At 73.5% G+C, this 19810-nt stretch carries 21 protein-coding genes; 11 read left to right on the forward strand and 10 right to left on the reverse strand.

Translation table 11 applies throughout. The features are described 5' to 3' along the window. Positions 1–33 precede the first annotated feature (33 nt). On the reverse strand, positions 34–2853 hold the full coding sequence (locus ACFU5G_RS20930) for a hypothetical protein (RefSeq protein ID WP_377249201.1): 2820 nt from the start codon (positions 2851–2853) through the stop codon (positions 34–36). Positions 2854–3224: 371 nt separating this feature from the next. Here ACFU5G_RS20930 and ACFU5G_RS20935 point away from each other — a divergent pair, with 371 nt between their 5' ends. Together ACFU5G_RS20935 and ACFU5G_RS20940 are read left to right on the forward strand one after the other, a co-directional pair. Further along, on the forward strand, positions 3225–4973 hold the full coding sequence (locus tag ACFU5G_RS20935) for a D-alanyl-D-alanine carboxypeptidase family protein (RefSeq protein ID WP_377249203.1): 1749 nt from the start codon (positions 3225–3227) through the stop codon (positions 4971–4973). Positions 4974–5030: 57 nt separating this feature from the next. Next, positions 5031–5435: a hypothetical protein gene (locus tag ACFU5G_RS20940; protein ID WP_377249205.1), complete on the forward strand. Its 405-nt coding sequence runs from the start codon at positions 5031–5033 to the stop codon at positions 5433–5435. A gap of 27 nt (positions 5436–5462) precedes the next feature. Here ACFU5G_RS20940 and ACFU5G_RS20945 read toward each other — a convergent pair whose 3' ends face one another. The 3 genes from ACFU5G_RS20945 to ACFU5G_RS20955 are packed head-to-tail and all read right to left on the reverse strand — an operon-like array spanning position 5463 to position 6899. Then, positions 5463–5867, reverse strand: coding sequence for a pilus assembly protein CpaE (locus tag ACFU5G_RS20945; RefSeq protein ID WP_377249207.1), 405 nt, complete (start codon positions 5865–5867; stop codon positions 5463–5465). A 19-nt stretch (positions 5868–5886) separates the two neighbouring features. Beyond that, the gene (locus ACFU5G_RS20950) at positions 5887–6276 is read right to left on the reverse strand and encodes a VOC family protein (protein WP_377249209.1); all 390 of its coding nucleotides are present in this window, start codon (positions 6274–6276) and stop codon (positions 5887–5889) included. Further along, on the reverse strand, positions 6273–6899 hold the full coding sequence (locus tag ACFU5G_RS20955; RefSeq protein WP_377249211.1) for a TetR/AcrR family transcriptional regulator: 627 nt from the start codon (positions 6897–6899) through the stop codon (positions 6273–6275). The genes ACFU5G_RS20950 and ACFU5G_RS20955 overlap by 4 nt, the downstream gene beginning before the upstream one ends. Before the next feature lie 100 nt (positions 6900–6999). Between ACFU5G_RS20955 and ACFU5G_RS20960 the strand changes: the two genes are divergently transcribed. From ACFU5G_RS20960 to ACFU5G_RS20975, 4 genes are all read left to right on the forward strand, one after another. After that, entirely contained in the window at positions 7000–7653 is a 654-nt protein-coding gene (locus ACFU5G_RS20960) for a CatB-related O-acetyltransferase (RefSeq protein ID WP_377249213.1), read from the forward strand. Between the two features lie 8 nt (positions 7654–7661). Continuing rightward, on the forward strand, positions 7662–8855 hold the full coding sequence (locus tag ACFU5G_RS20965) for a macrolide family glycosyltransferase (protein WP_377249215.1): 1194 nt from the start codon (positions 7662–7664) through the stop codon (positions 8853–8855). Positions 8856–8937: 82 nt separating this feature from the next. Beyond that, positions 8938–9159, forward strand: a complete 222-nt coding sequence (locus ACFU5G_RS20970) for a hypothetical protein (RefSeq protein ID WP_026366172.1) — start codon at positions 8938–8940, stop codon at positions 9157–9159. A gap of 102 nt (positions 9160–9261) precedes the next feature. After that, positions 9262–9654: a BlaI/MecI/CopY family transcriptional regulator gene (locus ACFU5G_RS20975; protein ID WP_377249217.1), complete on the forward strand. Its 393-nt coding sequence runs from the start codon at positions 9262–9264 to the stop codon at positions 9652–9654. Positions 9655–9883: 229 nt separating this feature from the next. Here the strand turns inward: ACFU5G_RS20975 and ACFU5G_RS20980 are convergent, their stop codons facing one another. Further along, positions 9884–10510: a DUF5134 domain-containing protein gene (locus ACFU5G_RS20980; RefSeq protein WP_377249219.1), complete on the reverse strand. Its 627-nt coding sequence runs from the start codon at positions 10508–10510 to the stop codon at positions 9884–9886. A gap of 108 nt (positions 10511–10618) precedes the next feature. On the opposite strand from ACFU5G_RS20980, the gene ACFU5G_RS20985 reads away from it, so the two are divergent. After that, the gene (locus ACFU5G_RS20985; RefSeq protein ID WP_377249221.1) at positions 10619–10831 is read left to right on the forward strand and encodes a heavy-metal-associated domain-containing protein; all 213 of its coding nucleotides are present in this window, start codon (positions 10619–10621) and stop codon (positions 10829–10831) included. Here ACFU5G_RS20985 and ACFU5G_RS20990 read toward each other — a convergent pair. The 5 genes from ACFU5G_RS20990 to ACFU5G_RS21010 all read right to left on the reverse strand — a co-directional run bounded on the left by ACFU5G_RS20990 (position 10815) and on the right by ACFU5G_RS21010 (position 15445). After that, positions 10815–12287, reverse strand: coding sequence for a PepSY-associated TM helix domain-containing protein (locus ACFU5G_RS20990; RefSeq protein WP_377249223.1), 1473 nt, complete (start codon positions 12285–12287; stop codon positions 10815–10817). The genes ACFU5G_RS20985 and ACFU5G_RS20990 overlap by 17 nt on opposite strands. 11 nt (positions 12288–12298) lie before the next feature. Further along, the gene (locus ACFU5G_RS20995; RefSeq protein WP_377249225.1) at positions 12299–13522 is read right to left on the reverse strand and encodes a Dyp-type peroxidase; all 1224 of its coding nucleotides are present in this window, start codon (positions 13520–13522) and stop codon (positions 12299–12301) included. Beyond that, complete coding sequence (locus ACFU5G_RS21000; protein WP_377249227.1) at positions 13509–14021, reverse strand: copper chaperone PCu(A)C; 513 nt, start codon at positions 14019–14021, stop codon at positions 13509–13511. The genes ACFU5G_RS20995 and ACFU5G_RS21000 overlap by 14 nt, the downstream gene beginning before the upstream one ends. An 11-nt stretch (positions 14022–14032) precedes the next feature. After that, the gene (locus tag ACFU5G_RS21005) at positions 14033–14665 is read right to left on the reverse strand and encodes a copper resistance protein CopC (RefSeq protein ID WP_377249229.1); all 633 of its coding nucleotides are present in this window, start codon (positions 14663–14665) and stop codon (positions 14033–14035) included. Positions 14666–14806: 141 nt separating this feature from the next. After that, entirely contained in the window at positions 14807–15445 is a 639-nt protein-coding gene (locus tag ACFU5G_RS21010; protein WP_377249231.1) for a hypothetical protein, read from the reverse strand. Between the two features lie 96 nt (positions 15446–15541). Between ACFU5G_RS21010 and ACFU5G_RS21015 the strand changes: the two genes are divergently transcribed. The 4 genes from ACFU5G_RS21015 to ACFU5G_RS21030 are packed head-to-tail and all read left to right on the forward strand — an operon-like array spanning position 15542 to position 19755. After that, positions 15542–16615, forward strand: a complete 1074-nt coding sequence (locus ACFU5G_RS21015; protein WP_377249233.1) for a FecCD family ABC transporter permease — start codon at positions 15542–15544, stop codon at positions 16613–16615. After that, complete coding sequence (locus ACFU5G_RS21020; protein ID WP_377249235.1) at positions 16615–17448, forward strand: ABC transporter ATP-binding protein; 834 nt, start codon at positions 16615–16617, stop codon at positions 17446–17448. The genes ACFU5G_RS21015 and ACFU5G_RS21020 overlap by 1 nt, the downstream gene beginning before the upstream one ends. Next, a complete protein-coding gene (locus ACFU5G_RS21025) occupies positions 17445–18449 on the forward strand; it encodes an ABC transporter substrate-binding protein (protein WP_377249237.1) in 1005 nt (334 codons plus the stop codon). Before ACFU5G_RS21020 ends, ACFU5G_RS21025 begins: the two co-directional genes overlap by 4 nt. Next, on the forward strand, positions 18433–19755 hold the full coding sequence (locus ACFU5G_RS21030) for an MFS transporter (protein ID WP_377249239.1): 1323 nt from the start codon (positions 18433–18435) through the stop codon (positions 19753–19755). Before ACFU5G_RS21025 ends, ACFU5G_RS21030 begins: the two co-directional genes overlap by 17 nt. Positions 19756–19810 lie beyond the last annotated feature (55 nt).

The following is a 19810-nucleotide window of genomic DNA, read 5'->3' on the forward strand; positions in this document are numbered from 1 at the left end:
GCCACGAGGGCGGCGGGGCGAGGGACCCGACGGTCAGCTCACCGTGCGGCGACGCACGACCAGCAGGGTCGCGGCACCGGTCAGGAAGAGCAGCGCGGCGAGGCCGGCGGTCCAGCCGAGGTCGGCGCCGGTCGCGGCCAGCGAACCACCCGGGCCGGGCTGCTCCGGCGCCGGCGGCACCGGGTCAGCGGGGTCCACCGGAACGTCGACGGTCGACGGCGGCGACTCCGGCGGCGGGGTGTCCCCCGGCGGGGTGCCGGTGGCCGTGGCCGTGTTGGTCAGATTGCCGGTCGCGAGGTCCGCCTTGGTGACCTTGTAGGTCGCCGTGCAGGTCACGGACGCACCCGGCGCGAGGCTGGCGGCCTCCGCGGGGCAGTCCACCGCCGAGAGCTTCCCCGAGCCGGAGAAGTCCGAGTCGTCGACCGTGATGTCACGGAGCACCACGTTGCCGGTGTTGGTCACCTTGAAGCTGTAGGTGACCTGCTGGCCCACCGTCGTGATCTTGTCCGTGTCGGAGGTCTTGACCACCTCGATGCCGGGCGCAGGGGTGCCCGGGATGTCGACGGTCGACGGCGGCGACTCCGGCGGCGGGGTGTCCCCCGGCGGCGTGCCCGTGGCCGTCGCGGTGTTCGTCAGCGTGCCCGCGTCGAGGTCCGCCTGCGTGACCACGTAGCCGGCGGTGCAGGTCACCGACGCGCCCGGCGCGAGGCTGGCGGCCTCCGCGGGGCACTCGACCGCAGACAGCTCACCCGAGCCCGAGAAGTCCGAGTCGTCGACCGTGACGTCGGTCAGGGTGACGTTGCCGGTGTTGGTCACCGCGAAGCTGTAGGTGATCTCCTGGCTCACCTCGGTGATCTTCTCGGTGTCGGAGGTCTTGACCACCTCGAGGCCCGGCTCCGGGGTGCTGGGAATCTCGACGGTCGACGGCGGCGACTCCGGCGGCGGGGTGTCCCCCGGCGGCGTGCCCGTGGCCGTGGCCGAGTTGGTCACCTTGCCGGCGTCGACGTCCGCCTGCGTGATCACGTACGTCGCGGTGCAGGTCAGCGAGTCCCCGGGCGCCAGGACGTCGGCGGGACATTCCGGGACCGGGGCCTCGCCCGTGCCGGTGAACTCGGTCTCGTCGACCGTGACGTCGCTCAGCGGCACGTTGCCGGTGTTGGTCACCTCGAAGTTGTAGGTGATCTCCTGGCCCACGGTGTACGACTCCGGGCCCGCCGGAGTCGCGGACTTCACGACCTCGATGGCGGGGTCCGGGGCCTCGGTGGGCGTGCTGGTCTCCGAGGGCGGCGAGCCGATCGGGGTGTCCGTGCCGGGCGGGGTGCCCGTGGCGGTCGCCGAGTTGTCGACGGAGCCCGCCTCGACGTCCTCGTCCGTGACCACGTACGGCTCGTCGGTGGTGCAGGTGACGGTGTCCCCCGGCTCGACCGAGGTCGCCTCGCAGGTGATCGCGCCCACCTTGGGGTCGTCGATCGCCAGGTCGTTGATCGCGACGTCGCCGGTGTTGGTCACCTCGAACGTGTAGGCGATGGTGTCGCCCGTGTCCGTGATGCCGTTCTCGTTGACGTCGACCGGCTCACCGGCGGTCTTGACGAGCCCCAGGCTCGGGTCGCCGAAGGTCACGGTCGAGGGGTCCGGGTAGTCCAGGCCGATCGCCGAGATGTTGTCGGGGCCGTTGGTGTAGCTGCCCGCCTCGTCCGAGGTCACGTCCACCGAGATGGTGCACGAGGCCATGCCGGCGTCCAGGTTGCCGGTGCCCGAGAGCGACGTGGCGCCGGCCGCGGCGGTCACGTCGCCGGCCGGGCAGTCCGTCTCGACCGCGGCCGGGTCGGCGACGACCAGGCCCTCCGGCAGGGTGTCCGTGAACGACCAGCCGTTCTTGGCGGCCAGGTCGCTCGTGTTCGTGATCGTCAGCGTCAGGGTGGAGACGCCGCCGGTCGCGACCGAGGTCGGGCTGAACTCCTTGTCGAGCTGCGGCGTCACGTCGAGCACGCGGATGTTGTCGTAGGCGCCGTCGTTGCCGCCGCCGTTGCCGTTCTCGTTGCGCATCACGATGCCGAACGAGCCGCCGGTGACGAGGTTCGAGCCGTCGGCGGGGAAACGTCCACCGATGACGATGCGCGGCGTGCCGTCCTGCGCGGGCGAGGTGTACTGCGTCCCGCGCGGGTCGGTGCACGGGTCGATCGCCGAGCTGGAGACCGGGATCTCCTCGCCGGCGCCGTCGACGAGGTAGAACCTCAGCTCCGGGTGGGTCGAGGTGCAGTTCTGCGCGACGGCGTCGACGGAGAACGTCACGAAGCGACCCGCGGTCGGCAGTGTGAGCGGGTCGACCGTGCGGAACTGGACCTGGTTGCCTGTCGAGCTGCCGGCCGTGTACGACGACGCCGCGGCGTTGCTCGCCGGGTCGGTGCCGCCGATGGTGCCGAGCGTGTACGGCAGCGACATCAGCGAGTTGTAGGTACCGGTACCTGAGGGCTCCGGGTTGCCCGGACCGTTGCAGTCCCCGGTCGCCCGCGGGCTGTTGTAGTTGACGATGAAGCCGTTGCAGCCGTTCCGGTCCACCCAGAAGTCGTCGGCCGTGTAGGTGGTGCCCTCCGCCCCCGTGTAGTCGGTCAGCAGCACGTTCGAGTCCGCGGCCCGGTTCTCGAAGTCCTCGACGAAGAGGACCGTCGGCTCACCGGGCACACCGGGGTTGCCGGGCGCGGCGACCGCGCTCGGCGTGACCGCTGTGACCGAGGTGGCGACCAGGCCCGCCCCGACCAGGCTCAGCGCCGCCAGGACCGCGGGAACTCGTCCGCGGCGCCTCCTGACCGTCCCGCCCCGGGTGGTCCTCGTCGATGACCTTCGTGCTTGCATCTGTGCTTCCCCTCGCTCACGGGCCACGGTGGCCCGTATCCAGTACGGCGAGTTCAATGCCATCCCCTCGGCGGCCGATCACCAGTCGGGGATCAAGAAATCACCAACCGAATCACCAACTCGCGGGCGTAATTCACCCGTTCCCCGACGTCTGACGAGGTGACGAGGGGGTGAGCAGCCCTTTCGCCGGGCAGGGCCGGGCGGGACCAGGACCGTGGCCGGGCCGCAGGACCAGGGAATCGACCGCGGGACCGGGCATCACGGACCTCCTCTCGTGAGTCCCGCCGACTCGTGATAGTCCTTTGACTGCCACGCAGGACTTCTTTACCTGTTGAACGACGAACCACCGCACCGAACCGAGGGAGCGACGCGTGCAGGAGCAGGCGAACGAGCTGGTGTCCCCCGACCGGCGCAGAGTCCTGCGCACCACGTGGGCGGGCGCGATCGCCACGGTGACGGCGGGAGGCCTGCTGTTCGCGGCGGCGCCGGCCGTCCCGGGCCCGCACATCGCCGGGGGCGACCGGGACCGGCCGGCCCGGCTCCAGGGGCTGGTCGAGGCCGCGCCGGCCGCTCGCACGGTGACCACGCCGCGGCACGTGACGACGGAGCAGATCACGGCGGTCCTGGCGCGCGCCGACGAGCAGGCCCGGCGCGAGGGCGAGGACCTGAGCCCCGCGGTCGCCCAGGCCGCCGCCGAGCTCGGCATGCTCTACACCACATACCTCATGCAGGAGCTCGCGTTCGGCGAGGCCCGCGACGGCCTGCGCGTCCAGGACGCCCCGGTGGCGCGCGCGGCCACGGCGGACGTCCTGACCGCGATCCCGGTGTCGGACGAGCACGACGCGGCGCCGGACGAGCACGACGCGGCGTCGGCGGACGAGACGGAGGCCGCGCCCGAGGCGGCGGACAAGGAAGCCGAGGACCTGCCCTCCGGCCGGATCACGTATCGCCAGGTGGTGCTGGCGGCGGTGCGGCTGGCGAACCTGCTGGACCCGTCGGTGCCCAGCACGCTGGCCGAGGTGGAGGCCACGGGCGAGGACGAGAAGTCGTCCTCGCGCGGGACCGCCGGGGCGGACGGCGCCCGCGACCGCGCCGGAGACCCGCTGCGCGAGAGCCTGCTCGACGTCGTCTCGGCGTTCGGCACCTCGACCGTCGAGTACGCCAACGGCCGCATCCCGGCCGACGTGCTGTGCCCGCTGGACTTCGCGCCGGGCCACCTGCTGCGCTGCGACGCGGCGGAGCGGCTGACGGCGCTGAGCGTGGAGTTCGAGGAGGAGTTCGGACGTCCGATCCCGATCACCGACTCGTACCGGTCCTACGTGGAGCAGGTGGCCGTGGCCGGCGCCAAGCCGCACCTGGCAGCGGTCCCGGGAACGTCCAACCACGGGTGGGGCCTGGCGGTCGACCTGGGCGCGCCGATCTCGGGCGGCTCGTCCCCCGAGTACGTGTGGCTGCGGGTGCACGGCCCGGACTACGGCTGGGACAACCCGTCGTGGGCACGCCTGGGCGGCGCCAAGCCGGAGCCGTGGCACTTCGAGTTCTTCGCGGCGGGCTCGGTGCCCAACCGCGCGATCGACCCGTCCGACGTCGACCGGTGGACCAAGGGCGAGAAGTCGGAGGACGACGGCCCGCGCTACGAGGCGGCGGCCGCTTCCAAGGCGAAGGACCGCCCGGCGGCCGAGGAGACGCGCAAGCCGGTGGCCAAGCCCGCCGACGAGCCGCGCAAGCCCGGGACGAAGCAGCCGGCCAAGCCCGGCGCCAAGCCCGGCGCCAAGCCGAAGCCGAGCGAACCGGCCCCGAAGCCCCGGCCGACGCCGAAGCCGTCTCCGAAGCCCACGGACCCGTCGCCGAAGCCGACACCGTCGCCCACCCCGACGCCCTCGCCGTCGGACCCGGGCGTGCCCTCGCCGTCGCCGTCGCCTTCGCAGCCGGCACCGAGCCCGACGCCGGTCCCGACGCCGAGCGCGCCGGAACCGAGCGAACCGGCGCCGACGCCGGAGCCCGCCCCGAGCGACAGCGAGACGCCGGCCTCGCCGGCGCCGTCGCCGTCGGCCAGCCCCTCGGCCACCCGTGAGTCGCTGCTGGGGCTCGCCAAGGACCTGGGCCTGACCGACGACTAGGGCGATCGGCCCGGTCTTCCGTTGACCGCACCGCTCGCGGGGTGCCACGGTTTCGTGGTGCCCCGCGAGCAGAGGTCAGCGCCGAGAGCCGCGGTACTCGCCGTGGCGCTGCTCGCCCTCACGGCCGGCTGCTCCTCGGAGCCGACCCCGCCGCCGAAGGACGTCGCGCACTACTCCCCCGAGGGTCCCGGCGGGGACGCGGCGCAGCTGATCGGGCGGTTCGAGCGGCTCGACGGGTGCGTCTACGTCGTCGCGCCCGGCTCGGACGACCGAACGGTCCCCGTGTTCCCGGACGACCCGGCGATCCGCTGGGACGGCGAGACGCTGCTCGCGGCGTCGCAGGCATGGCACCTCGGCGAGCAGGTCGAGCTGGGCGGGGGCGAAGGATCCAGGGGCGACGACGGGCTCTCGGTCCCGGACGCCTGCGATCCGGATGCTCCGCTGTTCATCGTGAACAGGTGACGCCGCTCCGAGCCGGCGACGCCCCGCTCAGCGACTGAGCTCGATGAGCGCCAGCAGCGCCCGCCCGTAGGCCTCGGCCGGCTCCGGGTCGGCGAACAGCCGGACCTCACCGAGGAGCTGGGCCTCGACCTCGAAGCCCTCGTCGGTGCGGCGCAGCGTGTGGAACGCGGAGCGCAGCAGCGCGCGGAGCTGGTCCTCGCGCGGCAGCCACAGGGCGTCCTCGATCGCGACCGAGTCCAGCGCCCACTCGGTGGTGCCGTTGAAGCCGAGGATCGTGCCCGTCGGGTACTCGTGCGCCTCGATGGTCATCGTGCTCACGGTGAAGACGTCGCTCTCGAGGTCGGGCGCCTGGACCCGGAACTGGTCGCCGTCGACCGGCGTCCAGACCAGGCCGGCGTCGTGCAGCTTCGTGGCCAGCTCGGTGGAGATCATCGAACCATTCTGGCCCCGGCTACGGCGCCAGCGTCCGCAGCACGCAGAACTCGTTGCCCTCCGGGTCCGCCATGACCACCCAGCTCTGGTCCGGTCCCTGGCCGACGTCGGCCCTGGTGGCGCCCAGGCCGAGCAGCCGGGTCACCTCGTCCTCGGTGCTGCCGTCGATCGGGCTGACGTCGAGGTGCAGCCGGTTCTTCACGATCTTGCTCTCGGGCACCTGGACGAACACCAGGGTCGGCGCCATCTGCCGGTCCCGGACCTCCTCGACGGTCGGCTCCCAGGAGCCGACCTCGATCTTGCCCGCGCTGCGATCGATCACGGCGAAGCCCAGGACCTCGCTCCAGAACGCGGCGAGCCGCTCCGGGTCGTGGCAGTCGACGGCGAGCTCGGTGAACCTGCTGGTCATGACTCTCCCTGCTGGTGCTGATCGGTGAACGCGCCGCCGGCGGCCGCCAGCACGGCTGCCGCCGCGGCCCGTCCCGGAAGGCCCGGGTCGGGGTCAGCGCGCAGGAGCACCAGCTCGTGGTAGACCGGCGCGGTCGCGGCGACGAGCAGGCTACGCGCATCGGGGCGGCCGGAGAGCTCACCGCGCGCGACCGCACGGTCCACGAGCACCTCGCACTGGGCGTACCGGTCGGCCCACAGCCGGGTCTGCGCCCGCGCGGCCTGCTCGGAGTGGAACGAGGCGGCCATGAGGGCCACGGCGAACGACGGCCGGACCACCAGGGAGTCCTGGATCTCCTGGTTGAGGGCCGCCAGGTCGCCACGCAGGGAGCCGGTGTCCGGTGGCTGCCAGTCGATCTCCCCCGCGGCCTCGATGGTGTCGACGAGCAGTCCGCCCACGTCGCGCCAGCGCCGGTAGACCGTGGCCCGGTGCACCCCCGCGCGGCTCGCGACGCCCTCCATCGTGAGTCCCTCGTGGCCGCGCTCGGCGAGCTCGGCGCGCACCGCGTCCAGCACCTGGGCACGGACGCGGGCGGTGCGGCCACCCGGACGGCGGTCGGTGGTCGTGCTCGGCTCGTCTGTCATAGGGGGTCCAGTATCCGGTTGATCCAGGCGTGGGTGATGTGTCAGCATCTTATCGCGACAGTTGTCGCACTATTAGCTTCCGAGAGGAATCGCCCGCCCGATGCCGCCAGTTCCTGCCGACCCCACCGTGCTCCACCCGATGCCGGACCACCCGCGCGTCGTCCTGCTCAAGCCCCTGGTGCAGTCGCCGCTCATCGACGTCGGCGAGTTCTCGTACTACGACGACCCCGACGAGCCGACCGCGTTCGAGACGCGCAACGTGCTCTACCACTACGGCCCCGAGCGGCTCGTCATCGGCCGGTACTGCGCGCTCGGCACCGGGACCCGGTTCATCATGAACGGCGCCAACCACCGCATGGACGGCCCCTCCACCTTCCCGTTCCCCACCATGGGCGGCTCGTGGGCGGAGCACTTCGACCTGATCACCGGCCTGCCGAGCCGCGGCGACACCGTCGTCGGCAACGACGTCTGGTTCGGGCACGGCGCCACGGTGATGCCCGGGGTGCGCATCGGCCACGGCGCGATCGTCGCCGCGGGGGCCGTGGTCACCGGCGATGTCCCGGACTACGGCATCGTCGGCGGCAACCCCGCCCGGCTCATCCGCACCCGGTACGACGCCGACGACGTCGCCCGGCTGCTCGCGATCGCCTGGTGGAACTGGCCCGTGGAGCACGTGACAGAGCACGTGCGGACCATCATGTCGGGCACCGTCGACGGCCTGGAGCGGGCCGCCGAGCAGGTCGGCCGGGCGTGAGACCGCTCATGCCTGCTCGGCGTCCCCACATCGCGATGATCGGCGTCCCGATCGTCAGCCACGTCCTGCCCAGCCTCGCCGTGGTCCGCGAGCTCGTGGCCCGCGGGCACCGGGTCACCTACGCCAACGACCCGTTCGTCGCCGACCGCGTCGAGTCCACCGGCGCGGAGCTGGTGCCCTGCACATCCACGCTGCCCGTCGCCGACAACGACTGGCCCGCCGACCCCATCGCGGCGGCGAGCCTCTTTCTCGACGACGCCGTCCAGGCGCTCCCCCAGCTCCGGGCTGTCTACGACGACGATCCGGCCGATCTGTACCTCTACGACATCGGCGCGTACGCCGGACGCGCGCTGGCGGAGGCGCAGGGCCGGGACCTGCTGCAGCTGTCCCCGACCTTCGTCGGCTGGGACGGCTACGAGGAGGAGGTCGCCGTGCATCTGCGCAGGCTGCCGGGGGCCGACGCCTACCGGGAGCGGTTCACCGCGTGGCTCGCCGGCTGCGGGGCGACCACCACCGACATGGACGCCTTCTCCGGGCCGCCGGACCGCGCCCTCGCCCTCATCCCGCGGGCGATGCAGCCGCACGCCGACCGGGTCGACACCGGCAGGGTGACCTTCGTGGGCCCGTGCTTCGACACCCGGCCGGACGACGGCGGGTGGGCCCGGCCCGCGGACGCCGAGCGCGTGCTGCTGATCTCCCTGGGCTCGGCCTACACGCACCAGCCGGAGTTCTACCGCCGGTGCCTCGCCGCCTTCGGGGACCTGCCCGGCTGGCACGTCGTGCTGCAGATCGGCCGGCACACCGACGTCGCAGAGCTCGGCGAGATCCCGGCCAACGTCGAGGTGCACCCGTGGGTACCGCAGCGCGCGATCCTGGACCAGGCGGACGCGTTCGTCACCCACGCCGGCATGGGCGGCTGCGGCGAGGGGCTCCTGGCGGGCGTGCCGATGATCGCGGTACCGCAGGGCGCCGAGCAGTTCATGAACGCCGACCGCCTGGTGGAGCTCGGGGTCGCCCGCCGGGTCGACACCGCGGACGCCACCGCCGAGGTGCTCCGCGCGACGCTGCACGACCTCGTCACGGACCCGGAGCGCGTGGCGCGATCCGAGCGGCTGCGGGCCGCCGCCCACGCCGAGGGTGGCACGGCGCGCGCCGTCGGCGTCATCGAACAGATGGCGGGACGGACCACAGTCACATCTTGACGTGTTGTAGAGATAGGGCGACCCTCGTAGAGGGCATCCAGCACGCGCCCGAGTCCCGTCCGTTCCAACAGAGGAGAAGGCGATGAGCGACAACTCTCAGCTACTTCACGTGGCGACGTTCTGCGGCAAGTGCGACTGCGGCTGCCCGGAGCTGTTCGTCGACCCGACCGCCGAGCCGCTGAAGCAGATCGTGATCACCGACGACTTCGGCCAGCGCATCCAGATGAGCCACGACCAGCTCGCGGACCTGGTGGAGCAGGCCCGCAGCGGCGCGCTGGACGCGGCGGCGCTCCAGCCGGCCTGACGTTCGAGGTGTTCCGTCCGGTATTCCGGACGGCGGCAAAGGTGGCTGCCCACTCACCGGTGGGCGGCCACCTTTGCAGTATGGTCCTGCCAGGAGGGCACTATGTCAGGCAGGACTCGCGCACGCGGACAGCTCGAGGCGGAGGTCATGCGCATCCTCTGGGACCACGAGGACGCGATCGGGGCACGAGCGATCCAGGAGAGGTTCGGGGACGAGCACGTCCCGGCCTACACCACGCTCCTGACGGTGCTCGACCGCCTGGAGAAGAAGGGTGAGGTGGTCCGCATCGCGGCCTCTCCCCGGAAGGTCCGGTTCCGCCCCACCCGGTCGGACGGCGAGCGCGCCGGCGCCGCCATGCTGTCGGTGCTGGAGGGCACCGGCGACCGCGAGGAGGCCCTGCTCCGGTTCGCCGACCACCTCACGGCGCGCGACGCCGAGATGCTCCAGCGGGCGCTCCGCCCCAAGCCCAGTGCGGGACGCCGCCGCGCGGGCTGATCCGCCAGGCAAGGCACACCCCTGCAAGGGGTGCCGGCAGGGCTGGAGAACGTTCGGCTGAAGCCCTGCTTCTCTGCCTCAGCCGAATAGTTCAGCTGGGCTGAACTTGTGGGGTCCGAGGTGAACGAGGTTCAGCCCACCCGGCAGGTGCTCACGGGCATCACCATGCCCCGCGGAGAAAAGTCCGAATACTTGCCGCCGTCCGCCACCAGGTGCCAGGCGACGAGCATCAGGCAACGAGCATCACGCCGCACGCCGCGGCCATGCCGAGGCTCATGAGGCCGCCTGCCAGCAGGTCCGCCCCGGTGCGGCCCAGCGCACCGCGCTCGCGCCGGTATCGGACCAGGTCGAGCAGGTACAGCACTCCCCCGGCCGCGAGCGCCACGACCAGCACCGCCCCGCCGACGACCGTCTGGGGATCCGATGACACAGCCGCCGCGGCATGGGCGGAGTGACCCGCACCGGCAGCGACCCTGGCGGCACCGGCGCCGACGCCGTCGGCATGCCGCGTCATCACCGCGAGCATCCACACCATCGCGAGCATCGTGACGGCGTTCGTCGCCTGGCACCGGGCGCTGCGGTGATGACCGGCCCGGCGCCCGTCCAGCGCGAACCACCCCGCCGCGGCCGCGAAGAATGCGGCCCCGACGGCGAAGAATGCGACCTGGGGCAGCGTGGGCAGCCGGGCCCACCAGGGCCAGACCATCGCGACCATCACGAGGTTCATGCCGAGGTGGAACAGGTGGCTCGTTCCGGCGAGGAGGCGGCGCGCGGTGACCAGCCGCCAGAGGGAGTACGCGGTCAGCGCGCCGAAGAGGGCCGTCGTGGCCCACTGCACGGCCGGGTCCGACGTCACTGGCGCCCCCGCGTCCCGAGAAGTTACAGCGACCGGACAGCCGCTGACAGTACCACATCATGTAGAGATGTTGTAGGGTTCCCGGGACGGGGAGCGGGGGTGGTTCCGGTGCGCACCATCGAGCTGTACGTGAACACCGGAACCTGCGAGCACTGTCACCGCGCGCTCTTCACCGAGCTGTCGGCCGTGCCCGGCGTCTGGCGGGTCCGGCTGGACGCCGCCAGCGGCCGGGTCACGTTCCAGGCCCTGGCGCCGGTCGACCGCGCCGAGATCGAGGCCGCGGTCGCCGACGCCGGGTTCGAGCTCAGGGCGTGGCGCTGACCCCCGTCCGGTCGCGCCGGGCCTGGACCAGCCCCACGACGACGTCCACCAGGACGAACGCCACGAGGGTGTAGCCGACCAGCGGCAGGAACGTGCCGACGGTGATCGCCACGGCGGCGACCGCCGCGAGCCCCCACCACGGTGCGCCCTGGAGCGCCCCGCGCACCGGGGCCGGGCCGCCGATCCCGCGCGGCTCGCGGGTGGGCCGGCGCTTCCACCACATGAGGTAGCCGAGCACGACCATCGAACCGATGCCCAGCGCGAGCACGAACAGCACGAGCTGGTTGGCCAGGCCGAACAGCAGGCCCATGTGGAGGTCGATGCCCCAGGTGGTGAGCTTGGCCGGGAGCGGGAACTCCGAGAAGTCGGTCCGGTGCACCACCTGCATGGTGGTCCCGTCGACGGCCACGGCGTCGGCCTCCGTGGGCACGTCGCTCTTGTTCTCCTGGACGGTCCACGCCATGCCGGGCTCGGCGGGCGGCTTGATCTCCACCTCGCCGGTGTTGACGTTGATGCCCTGCGCGATCGCGAGCACGCCGTCGAACGTGGCAGGGTTCGCCACCCCGGTCGCCTCCTGCCCCTCGTCCGACGACGCCGCGCCGTGCCCGGCGTGCTCGTCGCCCCCGGCGGGCGCGTCGCCGCTCAGGCGGGTGTCCAGGGCGGGCGTGGTCCACCCCATGGTGGTGCGCAGCTCCCCGACGTTGCCGCCCCCGTGCTGCGACCAGGTGATGCCGGTGGCCGACAGGAACAGCGCGCCGAGCACCACGAACGCGCCCACGGCGGTGTGCCAGGACAGCAGCCGCCGGTACCCGGTGACCCGCCGCTTCGGGCGGACGACGCCGGCGGCCCGCCGGGACGCGCGCAGCCGGTTGATCCACAGGATCAGCCCGGCCACCGCGACGATCCCGAGCCAGGACGCCGCGAGCTCGCTGTACAGCCGCCCGGGGTCGCCGAGGTGCAGGCTGCGGTGCAGGTTCGAGATCCAGGTGCGCAGCGGCAGCGCGCCGCTGGACCCGTACACCGTGAGGTCGCCGCGCACCTCGCCGGTGGCGGGGTCCACGAAGATCGCCCGGGACTCGCTGGGCCCGAGCCCGCCCTCGCCGAACATGACCCGGGTGGTGTCCCCCGGTTCCGGTGCGGGGCGGACGGCGGTGAGCACGGCGTCGGCGTCCACCTGGGTCTGGGCGACCTCGATCTGCTCGCCCAGGCTCAGGGCCGTGGTGCCGGCCGGGGCGTGCAGCTCCTGGTCGTAGACCACCTGTTCGATGGACGGGGCGAGCGCGTAGAGGGCGCCGCTGGTGGCGGCGACCAGGATGAACGGCCCCACGAGCAGGCCGGCGTAGAAGTGCAGCCGGCGCAGCAGCGGGCCGAACCACGGCGTCCTGCGCGCGGGTGGTGGTGACGGGTCGACCTCGGCGGGTAGCTCGGAGGTCGAACCGGTGAGGGTGTCGGTCATGAGGCCTGCTTTCAGGTGAGGAGGGATTCGCCGATGAATCCGCCCTCGCGGCACCCGGGTGGGATGGCGAAGACGGCCGAACCGATGGGGACGGTCCATTCGTTGAGCAGGTCGAGCTGGTCCAGGCGGCTCTGGAGCGGGACGAACTGTCTGTCGACGTCCGCCTGGAAGGACACGAAGATCAGGCCGGCGTCGGAGACCTCGGCCCCGGCGCCGCCGTCGTCGTAGTTGTAGGCCCGCCGGAAGATCCGCTCCTCCGGGTTCTCGCTGCGCGCCCGGCGCAGGTGCGAGAACTCGGGGATCACGGGGAACCCGATGGCGGTGGTGGCCTCGAAGTCGGGCTCGTCGAACTCGTCGGTGCCGGTCAGGGGCGCGCCGTCGGCCAGGTACCGACCCACGGACTGCTCCCGTCCGCCGCGGTCGAGCTCGTCCCACTTGTCGAGATTCATCTGGATGCGGCGCACCACCATGCCGGTGCCGCCGGCGAGCCAGCCGGCGGTGGCCCACACGACGCGGTCGAAGTCGGCGGTGCCGGGGGCCGGGTTGGTGGTCCCGTCGACCTGGCCGAACAGGTTCCGCATGGTGGTGCCGGGCGCGACGGTGCCGTGCGCGCGCCGGAACCCCTGCTGGGTCCAGCGCACCGAGGCGAAGCTGCGGGTGTCCTTCAGCAGCATGCGCGAGGCGTGGGCGACGGTCAGCGGGTCGTCGGCCGCGACCTGGAGCAGCAGGTCGCCGTCGCCGAGCCCGGGTTCCAGCCGGTCGATCCCGAACGCCGGGAGCGGCCCCAGCCAGCCCGGCCGGGCGCCGCCGGCCCGCTCGACGAACCGCGGGCCGAACCCGAACGTCACGGTGAGCCGGGCCGGGGACGCCGCCAGCTCCGGCTCGGAGTCCGCGAGCGCCGGGGCGCCCTGGGTGAGCCGGGCGGCGTCGTCGGTGAGGATGCGCATCATGCGGGTCAGGTCGGCGCGGTCGGCGTTCTCGTGCAGGTCGAGCGCGACGAAGAGCCCGTGCGCCTGGGCGGCGGTGTCGATCCCGGCCTGGTGTTCCCCGTGGAACGGGACGGTCTGCTCGCCGTGGAGCGGGGCCGGGGGCGCCTCCTGCGCGGCGGCGTTCAGGGCGGTGTCGGCGCCGATGGCCGCGGCCGCGCCGACGCCGGCGACAGCTCCCCCGAGGAGGAACTGCCGCCGGGTCGACCCCGACCGAGGGGCGCGTGCGCCGTGGTCAGGAGGGGTCATAGTTCTCGTTCGCCCCGGAGTAGTCCTTGACGGGCGCCGTGAACTCGAAGGTGGAGGCGTCGGAGAAGGTGAGCGTGAACGTGACCTCCTCACCCGCCTCCAGCGGGTGGGCGAGGCCCATCAGCATGATGTGGCTGCCGCCGGGTTCGAGGTCCAGCGTCTGGCCGGCGGGGATGACGAACCCGCCGTCGATCTCCCGCATGATCAGCTCGCCGGTCTCGTTCTCCACCGTCTCGTGGAGCTCGAGCATCGGGGACGCCTCCGTCGTCGCGGAGACGACGGTGACGTCCTGGGTGCCCGCGTTGGTGAGCCCGCCGAACGCGGCGGACATCCCGGAGCCGGCGGCCTTGACCCAGCCGTCGGTGACGGTCACGGCCTCGCCGGCCGGGGCCGCCGCGGCGTCGTCGGACGCGCCCGCGGCGGTGCAGCCGGCGAGGGCCAGCGCGGCCGCCAGGGCGAGGGCGAGCCGGGCGGTGTTGCGCTTCGTAAGTGTGAACACAGAAGTACCTCTCACTTCGTTCCCGGCGCGTCGGGGGTGTCCCCGTCGTCGCCGGGGCCGCTCGCATCGCTGCGGCGGCGGAGAAAATGGACCAGCGCGAACAGGGCCGCCGCGAGGGCGGCCCCGCCCGCACCGACGAGGAGGACCCGCCAGGGCCCCTCGTCCTCCTGTGCGGTCTGGTTCTGCGAGCTGTTCGGTGTGGCTGCTTCGGTCGCGGGTTCGGACGCCTCCGGTTCAGCCGCCGCGACGTCGTCCCCCGCCCCCGGCTCCTCGCCGTCCCCGACGGCGAACGGGACGATCCCCGTGATGGGGTGCCCGTCCGAGGACACGACCCGCCAGCGGATCTCGTAGCCGCCGTCCGGCATGTCCGCGTCCAGGACGGCCGTCACGGTCGCCCCGTCGATCGCGGGCGCGTCGGACACCCAGTCGGTGCCGTCGCCGTCGGTCACGACGACGGCGGCGCCCATGTCCAGGACATCGGCGGAGTAGGTCAGGGACACCGTGGCCGGTGCCTCCCGCAGCGTCTGGTCGGACGCCGGATCGCTGGAGACCAGCTTGTCGTGGGCGGACGCGGGGGCCGCGGTCGCGAGCAGCGCGACGACGGCCACCGCCGTCCCGGCCACGAGGGGACGGGTTCGGGGCATGAAGGGACCTCTCCTCGGACGTCAGGGATCGACGTCGGCACACACACGGGGACGCACGCGTCCCCGCTCGCTACGCAGGGCGGAACCCCGCGGGCCAGCACGGAACAGCCCACGGGCACACGTGCGCCCGTGGGGCAGAGCTCAGACCGCGTGCGGTGCGGGAGGCCCCCTGCGGAGGAGGGGGGTGATCCGCGGCCCCGGGTGGAGCGGGCGGAAGGTCTCGGCGCGCACCCGGGAGCGGGCGGGCGCGACGAAGGTGAGCGCGTGGCCGGCGACGGCCCAGCCGCGCAGGAGCCAGGCCGCCATGCGGCCGCCGAGCTCGCGCAGGCGCCGCAGCAGCAGCTCCCCGCGGTGCAGGACGATCACGGTGACCGCCGCCGCGAGGCCGTGCCAGAGCCACATCTGCGGGCCGCCGTGCATCAGCTCGGCCTGCATGGGCATCCCGGACGTCGTCAGCGGGGCCATGTCCCCGTGCGCGCCGTGCGTCCCCGGGTTCGCGGCCTGGAGCGTTCCGGCCGGGGTGCCGAGCTGGAACAGCAGGTGGAACAGGAGCTGGCTGGCCGCGACCGAGAGCGACAGGCGCGGCAGCGAGAGCCGGCGGGCGACCAGCGCCGTGCAGACGGGTAGCGAGAGCACCCAGGGCACGAGGACGCCGAGCCAGCTCGGGAGGTCCCCGCCGCCGGCGAGGTGCGAGGCGAGGGCCACGAGGGTCGCCGCCGACGCCGCGAGGACGCCGCGCACTCCGCGCGCGGTCCCCCGTCCGGCGTCGGGTGCGTTCATCGGCCTGTTCCCCCTCGTGACAGTCACAAGACGGTCGCCAGGATATGGGTCGCCGCACGCAAAAGGGAAGTCTGGTACTTACCTTGCCAGACGGTAATGAGAACCGTTATCGTCCGCGACGTGATCGTGGACCCGAGAAGCCGGACGCCGTGGTGGCTCGCCGGTGCGCTGACCGCGGCCCTGGTCTGCTCGCTGTTCCTGGCGATCGGGCTGGGGTCCGCCGTCATCCCCGCCGCCGAGACCGCCCGCCTGCTGTGGGCGGCCCTGACCGGCGGCGGGATCAGCGCGCAGGACGTGCCGACGTACCAGATCATCTGGCAGATCCGGACGCCGCGCGTGCTGCTCGCCGCCGTCGTCGGCGCCGGGCTCGGGGCGGTCGGCGTCGCCATGCAGGCGATCGTCCGCAACGCGCTGGCGGACCCGTTCGTGCTGGGCGTCTCCTCCGGCGCCTCCGTCGGGGCGGTCACGGTGAGCCTCGTCGGCGGGCTCGCGGGCCTGGGCATCTACGCGGTCTCCGCCGGCGCGTTCCTCGCGGCGATCGCGGCCACCGCGATCGTCTACGGCCTGGCGCACGGCGGCTCGGGCGTCACGCCGCTGCGGCTGGTGCTCACCGGCGTCGCGCTGTCGTTCGGCTTCCAGGCCGTGATGAGCCTGCTCGTCTACCTGGTGCCCAGCTCGGAGTCGACCAGCACGGTGCTGTTCTGGTCGATGGGCAGCTTCGGCGCCGCGACCTGGGGCACGGTGCCGCTCGTGGCCGGCGTCGTGCTGGCGGGGCTCGTGGTGCTGCACCGGTCCGGCCGGTCGCTCGACGTCATGACGCTCGGCGACGAGACCGCCGCGAGTCTCGGCGTCGACGGCGCCCGGACCCGCCGGACGCTGTTCCTCGTGACCGCGGGCATGACCGGCGCGATGGTCGCGGCCAGCGGATCGATCGGCTTCGTCGGGCTCGTGGTGCCGCACATCACGCGGATGCTCGTCGGGGCGGTGCACCGCCGGGTCCTGCTGGTCGCGCCGCTGGTCGGCGCCGTGGCCATGGTCTGGGTCGACCTGTTCGCGCGGGTGGTCGCGGCGCCGCGCGAGCTGCCGCTCGGCGTGCTCACGGCCGTGATCGGCGTGCCCGTGTTCGTCGCCCTGATGCGGCGGCGCACCTACGTCTTCGGGGGTCGCTGATGGAGGTCCGGTTCGAGTCCGTCTCGGTCGAGCTCGGCGGGCGCGCCATCGTGCACGCGCTCGACCTGGAGGCCCCCAGCGGGCAGGTCGTGGGGCTGCTCGGGCCCAACGGCTCCGGCAAGTCGACCGCCCTGCGCTGCCTGTACCGCGCGCTGCGCCCGAGCTCGGGCGTCGTCCGGGTGGGCGACGACGACCTCGCCACGCTCTCGCCGCGCAGCAGCGCGCAGCGGGTCTCGGCGCTCGCCCAGGACGGCGGCTCGGACCTCGACTTCACGGTGCGCGAGCTCGTCGCGCTCGGCCGCACGCCGCACCAGCGCGGCAACGCGCGGCTCACCGCGCGCGAGGAGGCGCTGTGCGAGCAGGCCATGGCCGACGTCGACGTCGCGCACCTCGCCGACCGCGGCGTGCTCCAGCTCTCCGGCGGCGAGCGGCAGCGCGTGCTGGTCGCCCGCGCGCTGGTCCAGGAGCCCGCCGTGCTGGTGCTCGACGAGCCGACCAACCACCTCGACGTGCGGCACCAGATCCAGCTCCTGCGCCTGGTGCGGTCGCTGGGCGTCACCGCCGTCGTCGTGCTGCACGACCTCAACCTCGCCGCCGCGGTGTGCGACCGCGTGGGCGTGCTCGCCCAGGGGCGGCTGGTCGCGGCCGGCTCCCCGCGGGAGGTGCTCACGCCCGAGCTGATCCGCGCGGCCTTCGAGGTCGACGCTGTCGTCGTCGACCACCCGCTGACCGGCGCACCCCAGATCCTCTTCGCCGTCGACGGCCCGGCCACACCGCCGGGGACCGCGACGGACACCTCGCAGGCCACCCCGGAAAGGACCACCACCCCATGAACCCGTCCCCACGCACCCGCCGCAGCGCGGTCGCGCTGCTCCCGGCGATGGGCGCCCTCGCGCTCGCCGGGTGCGGCGCCACGGTCGAGGACTCCCCCGCCGCCGAGACGGTCACCGTCCAGCGGTGCGGCGAGGCCGTCGACTACACGACGCCGCAGCGCGCCGTCGTCTACGAGGGCGGCAGCGCCGACAAGATGTTCGCGCTCGGGCTGACCGAGCACGTGCACGGCTACGTGATGCCGCCCGCGAACCCGCCCGTCACCGAGTCCCCGTGGGCCGAGGACTACGCGCAGGTCGAATTCCTCAGCGACGACCTCCTGAACCGGGAGCTCGTGGTCGAGGCCGAGGCCGACCTCGTGGTGGCCGGCTGGAACTCGGGGTTCTCGGACGCGCGCGGGATCACGCCCGCGATCCTCGACACCCTCGGGATCCAGAGCTTCATGCACACCGAGTCCTGCTACAACTACCCCGGCTTCGCGGAGCGGGTCGAGCCGTTCGAGGGCCTGTACGCGGACCTGGAACGCCTGGGCCAGATCTTCGGCGTCGAGGACCGGGCCGCAGACCTGGTCGCGGGCTACCGCGAGCGGGTCGCGGCCGTCGAGGCGGCGGCGCCGCAGGGCGAACCCGTGCCGGTGTTCCTCTACGACTCCGGGACCGACCGGCCCTTCACCGCGGGCAACCAGGTGCCGCCGAACGACATCATCCGGTTCGCCGGGGGCGAGAACGTCTTCGGCGACCTGGAGGAGCGGTGGACCGAGGTGGGCTGGGAGGCCGTGGTGAGCGCGGCGCCCGAGGTGATCGTCATCCTCGACTACGGCGATGCCCCCGCCGAGGAGAAGATCGAGTTCCTGCGCACCAACCCGACCACGGCCAAGCTGCCCGCCGTGGTGGACGACGCCTTCTTCGTGCTCGACTACAACGAGGGCATCTCCGGGCCGCGCAACATCGACGGGCTCGAGAAGTTCGCCGAGTACCTCAGCGACCGTGCCCAGTCTTCGTAGGGTCCCGGGGCGGACGACGCGGGCCGACCCGCGGGGCGTGGGCCTGGCCGGGCCCGGCGACCTCGCGCTGGCCGGGCGGCTGTGGCGGGTGCTCCTGGCCGCCGTCCTGGGCCTGTTCCCGTTCACGATCTACTCCACGTTCGTCGTGACGATCGCCGCCGAGGCCGGGGTCGACGCCGGGACCGCGAGCGGTCTGCGCGGCCTCGGCGGCGTGACGGCGCTGATCGCCGGGCTGGTGGCCGCGCCGCTGCTGTCCCGCTGGTCCACGGACCGGCTCGCCGCGGTGGCCCTCGGCGTCCTGGCCGGGACCAGCACGGTCGCCACCGCGGGCGGCCTCCCCGCGCTGGTGGCGTTCTGCCTCGGCACCGGCGTCGCGACCGCGCTGCTGACACCCGCCCTGCTCACGGCGGCGACGTCCGCCTTCGCCGACGGCGCCGTGGCCGGGCGGGCCGCGACGCTCGTGACGGCCACGCAGTCCCTGGCGGCCGTGCTGAGCGGCCCGGTGATCGGGGCGCTCGCGTGGTGGCAGGGCTGGGCGGGCGCCATGTGGGCGACGGCGGTGCTGAGCGCGGCGCTGGGGGTCAGCTTCTGGCTGCGGCCGGCGGGGGTGTCGGCGGCGGTGCCGGCGTCGTCGGCGGACGGCGACGGGGCCGGGGCCGGGCCGGGGACGTGGGCCTACCTGGACGCCTACCGCGCGCTGCTGGCCCGGCCCGACCTGCTGCGGCTGATCGCCGTCGCGTTCCTGCGGACGGCGTCGTTCATGGGGTACCTGTCGTTCCTGGCCCTGTACTACGCCCGTGCGCTCGACGTCGAGGGGCCGGTGTTCACGCTGGTCTGGACGCTGAGCGGGGCGGCGTTCTTCGTGGGCAACTACCTGGCGGGCCGGTGGCTGGCGGGCCGGTGGCTGGCGGGCCGGTGGCTGGCGCGGCCGGCGACGACGACCGGCGCGGGAGCCGCGCCGAACCGCACCGTGCTGCTGCTCGGGCTGGGCGGCGCGACGGCGGCCGTGCTCGCCGTCTTCCACGCGGGCAACCTGGCGGTGGCGCTCGGGGCGACGGCGGTGCTGGCGTTCTGCCACGCTGTCGTCGCGGCGGCGCTGACCACGGCACTCGCCCGGACCGCCGGGACGGTCGCCCCGACGGCGTTCGCCGTGAACGCGGCCGGGATGAGCCTCGGGGTGTTCGCCGGGGCGCTCCTGGGCGGCGCGGGGCTGGCGGCCGGCGGCTTCACGGGTGCGGCGGTCGCGCTGGCGGCGCCCACGCTGGGGGCGTTCGCGCTGTGTGCGAGGCTGGCGCGCCGGGCCTGACCTGAGTTCGGTCGGTTGCACTGAGATCGGTCCAGCGATGGACCGGTCTCAGTGC

Source organism: Promicromonospora sp. NPDC057488 (assembly GCF_042802395.1).
Lineage (GTDB): Bacteria > Actinomycetota > Actinomycetes > Actinomycetales > Cellulomonadaceae > Promicromonospora.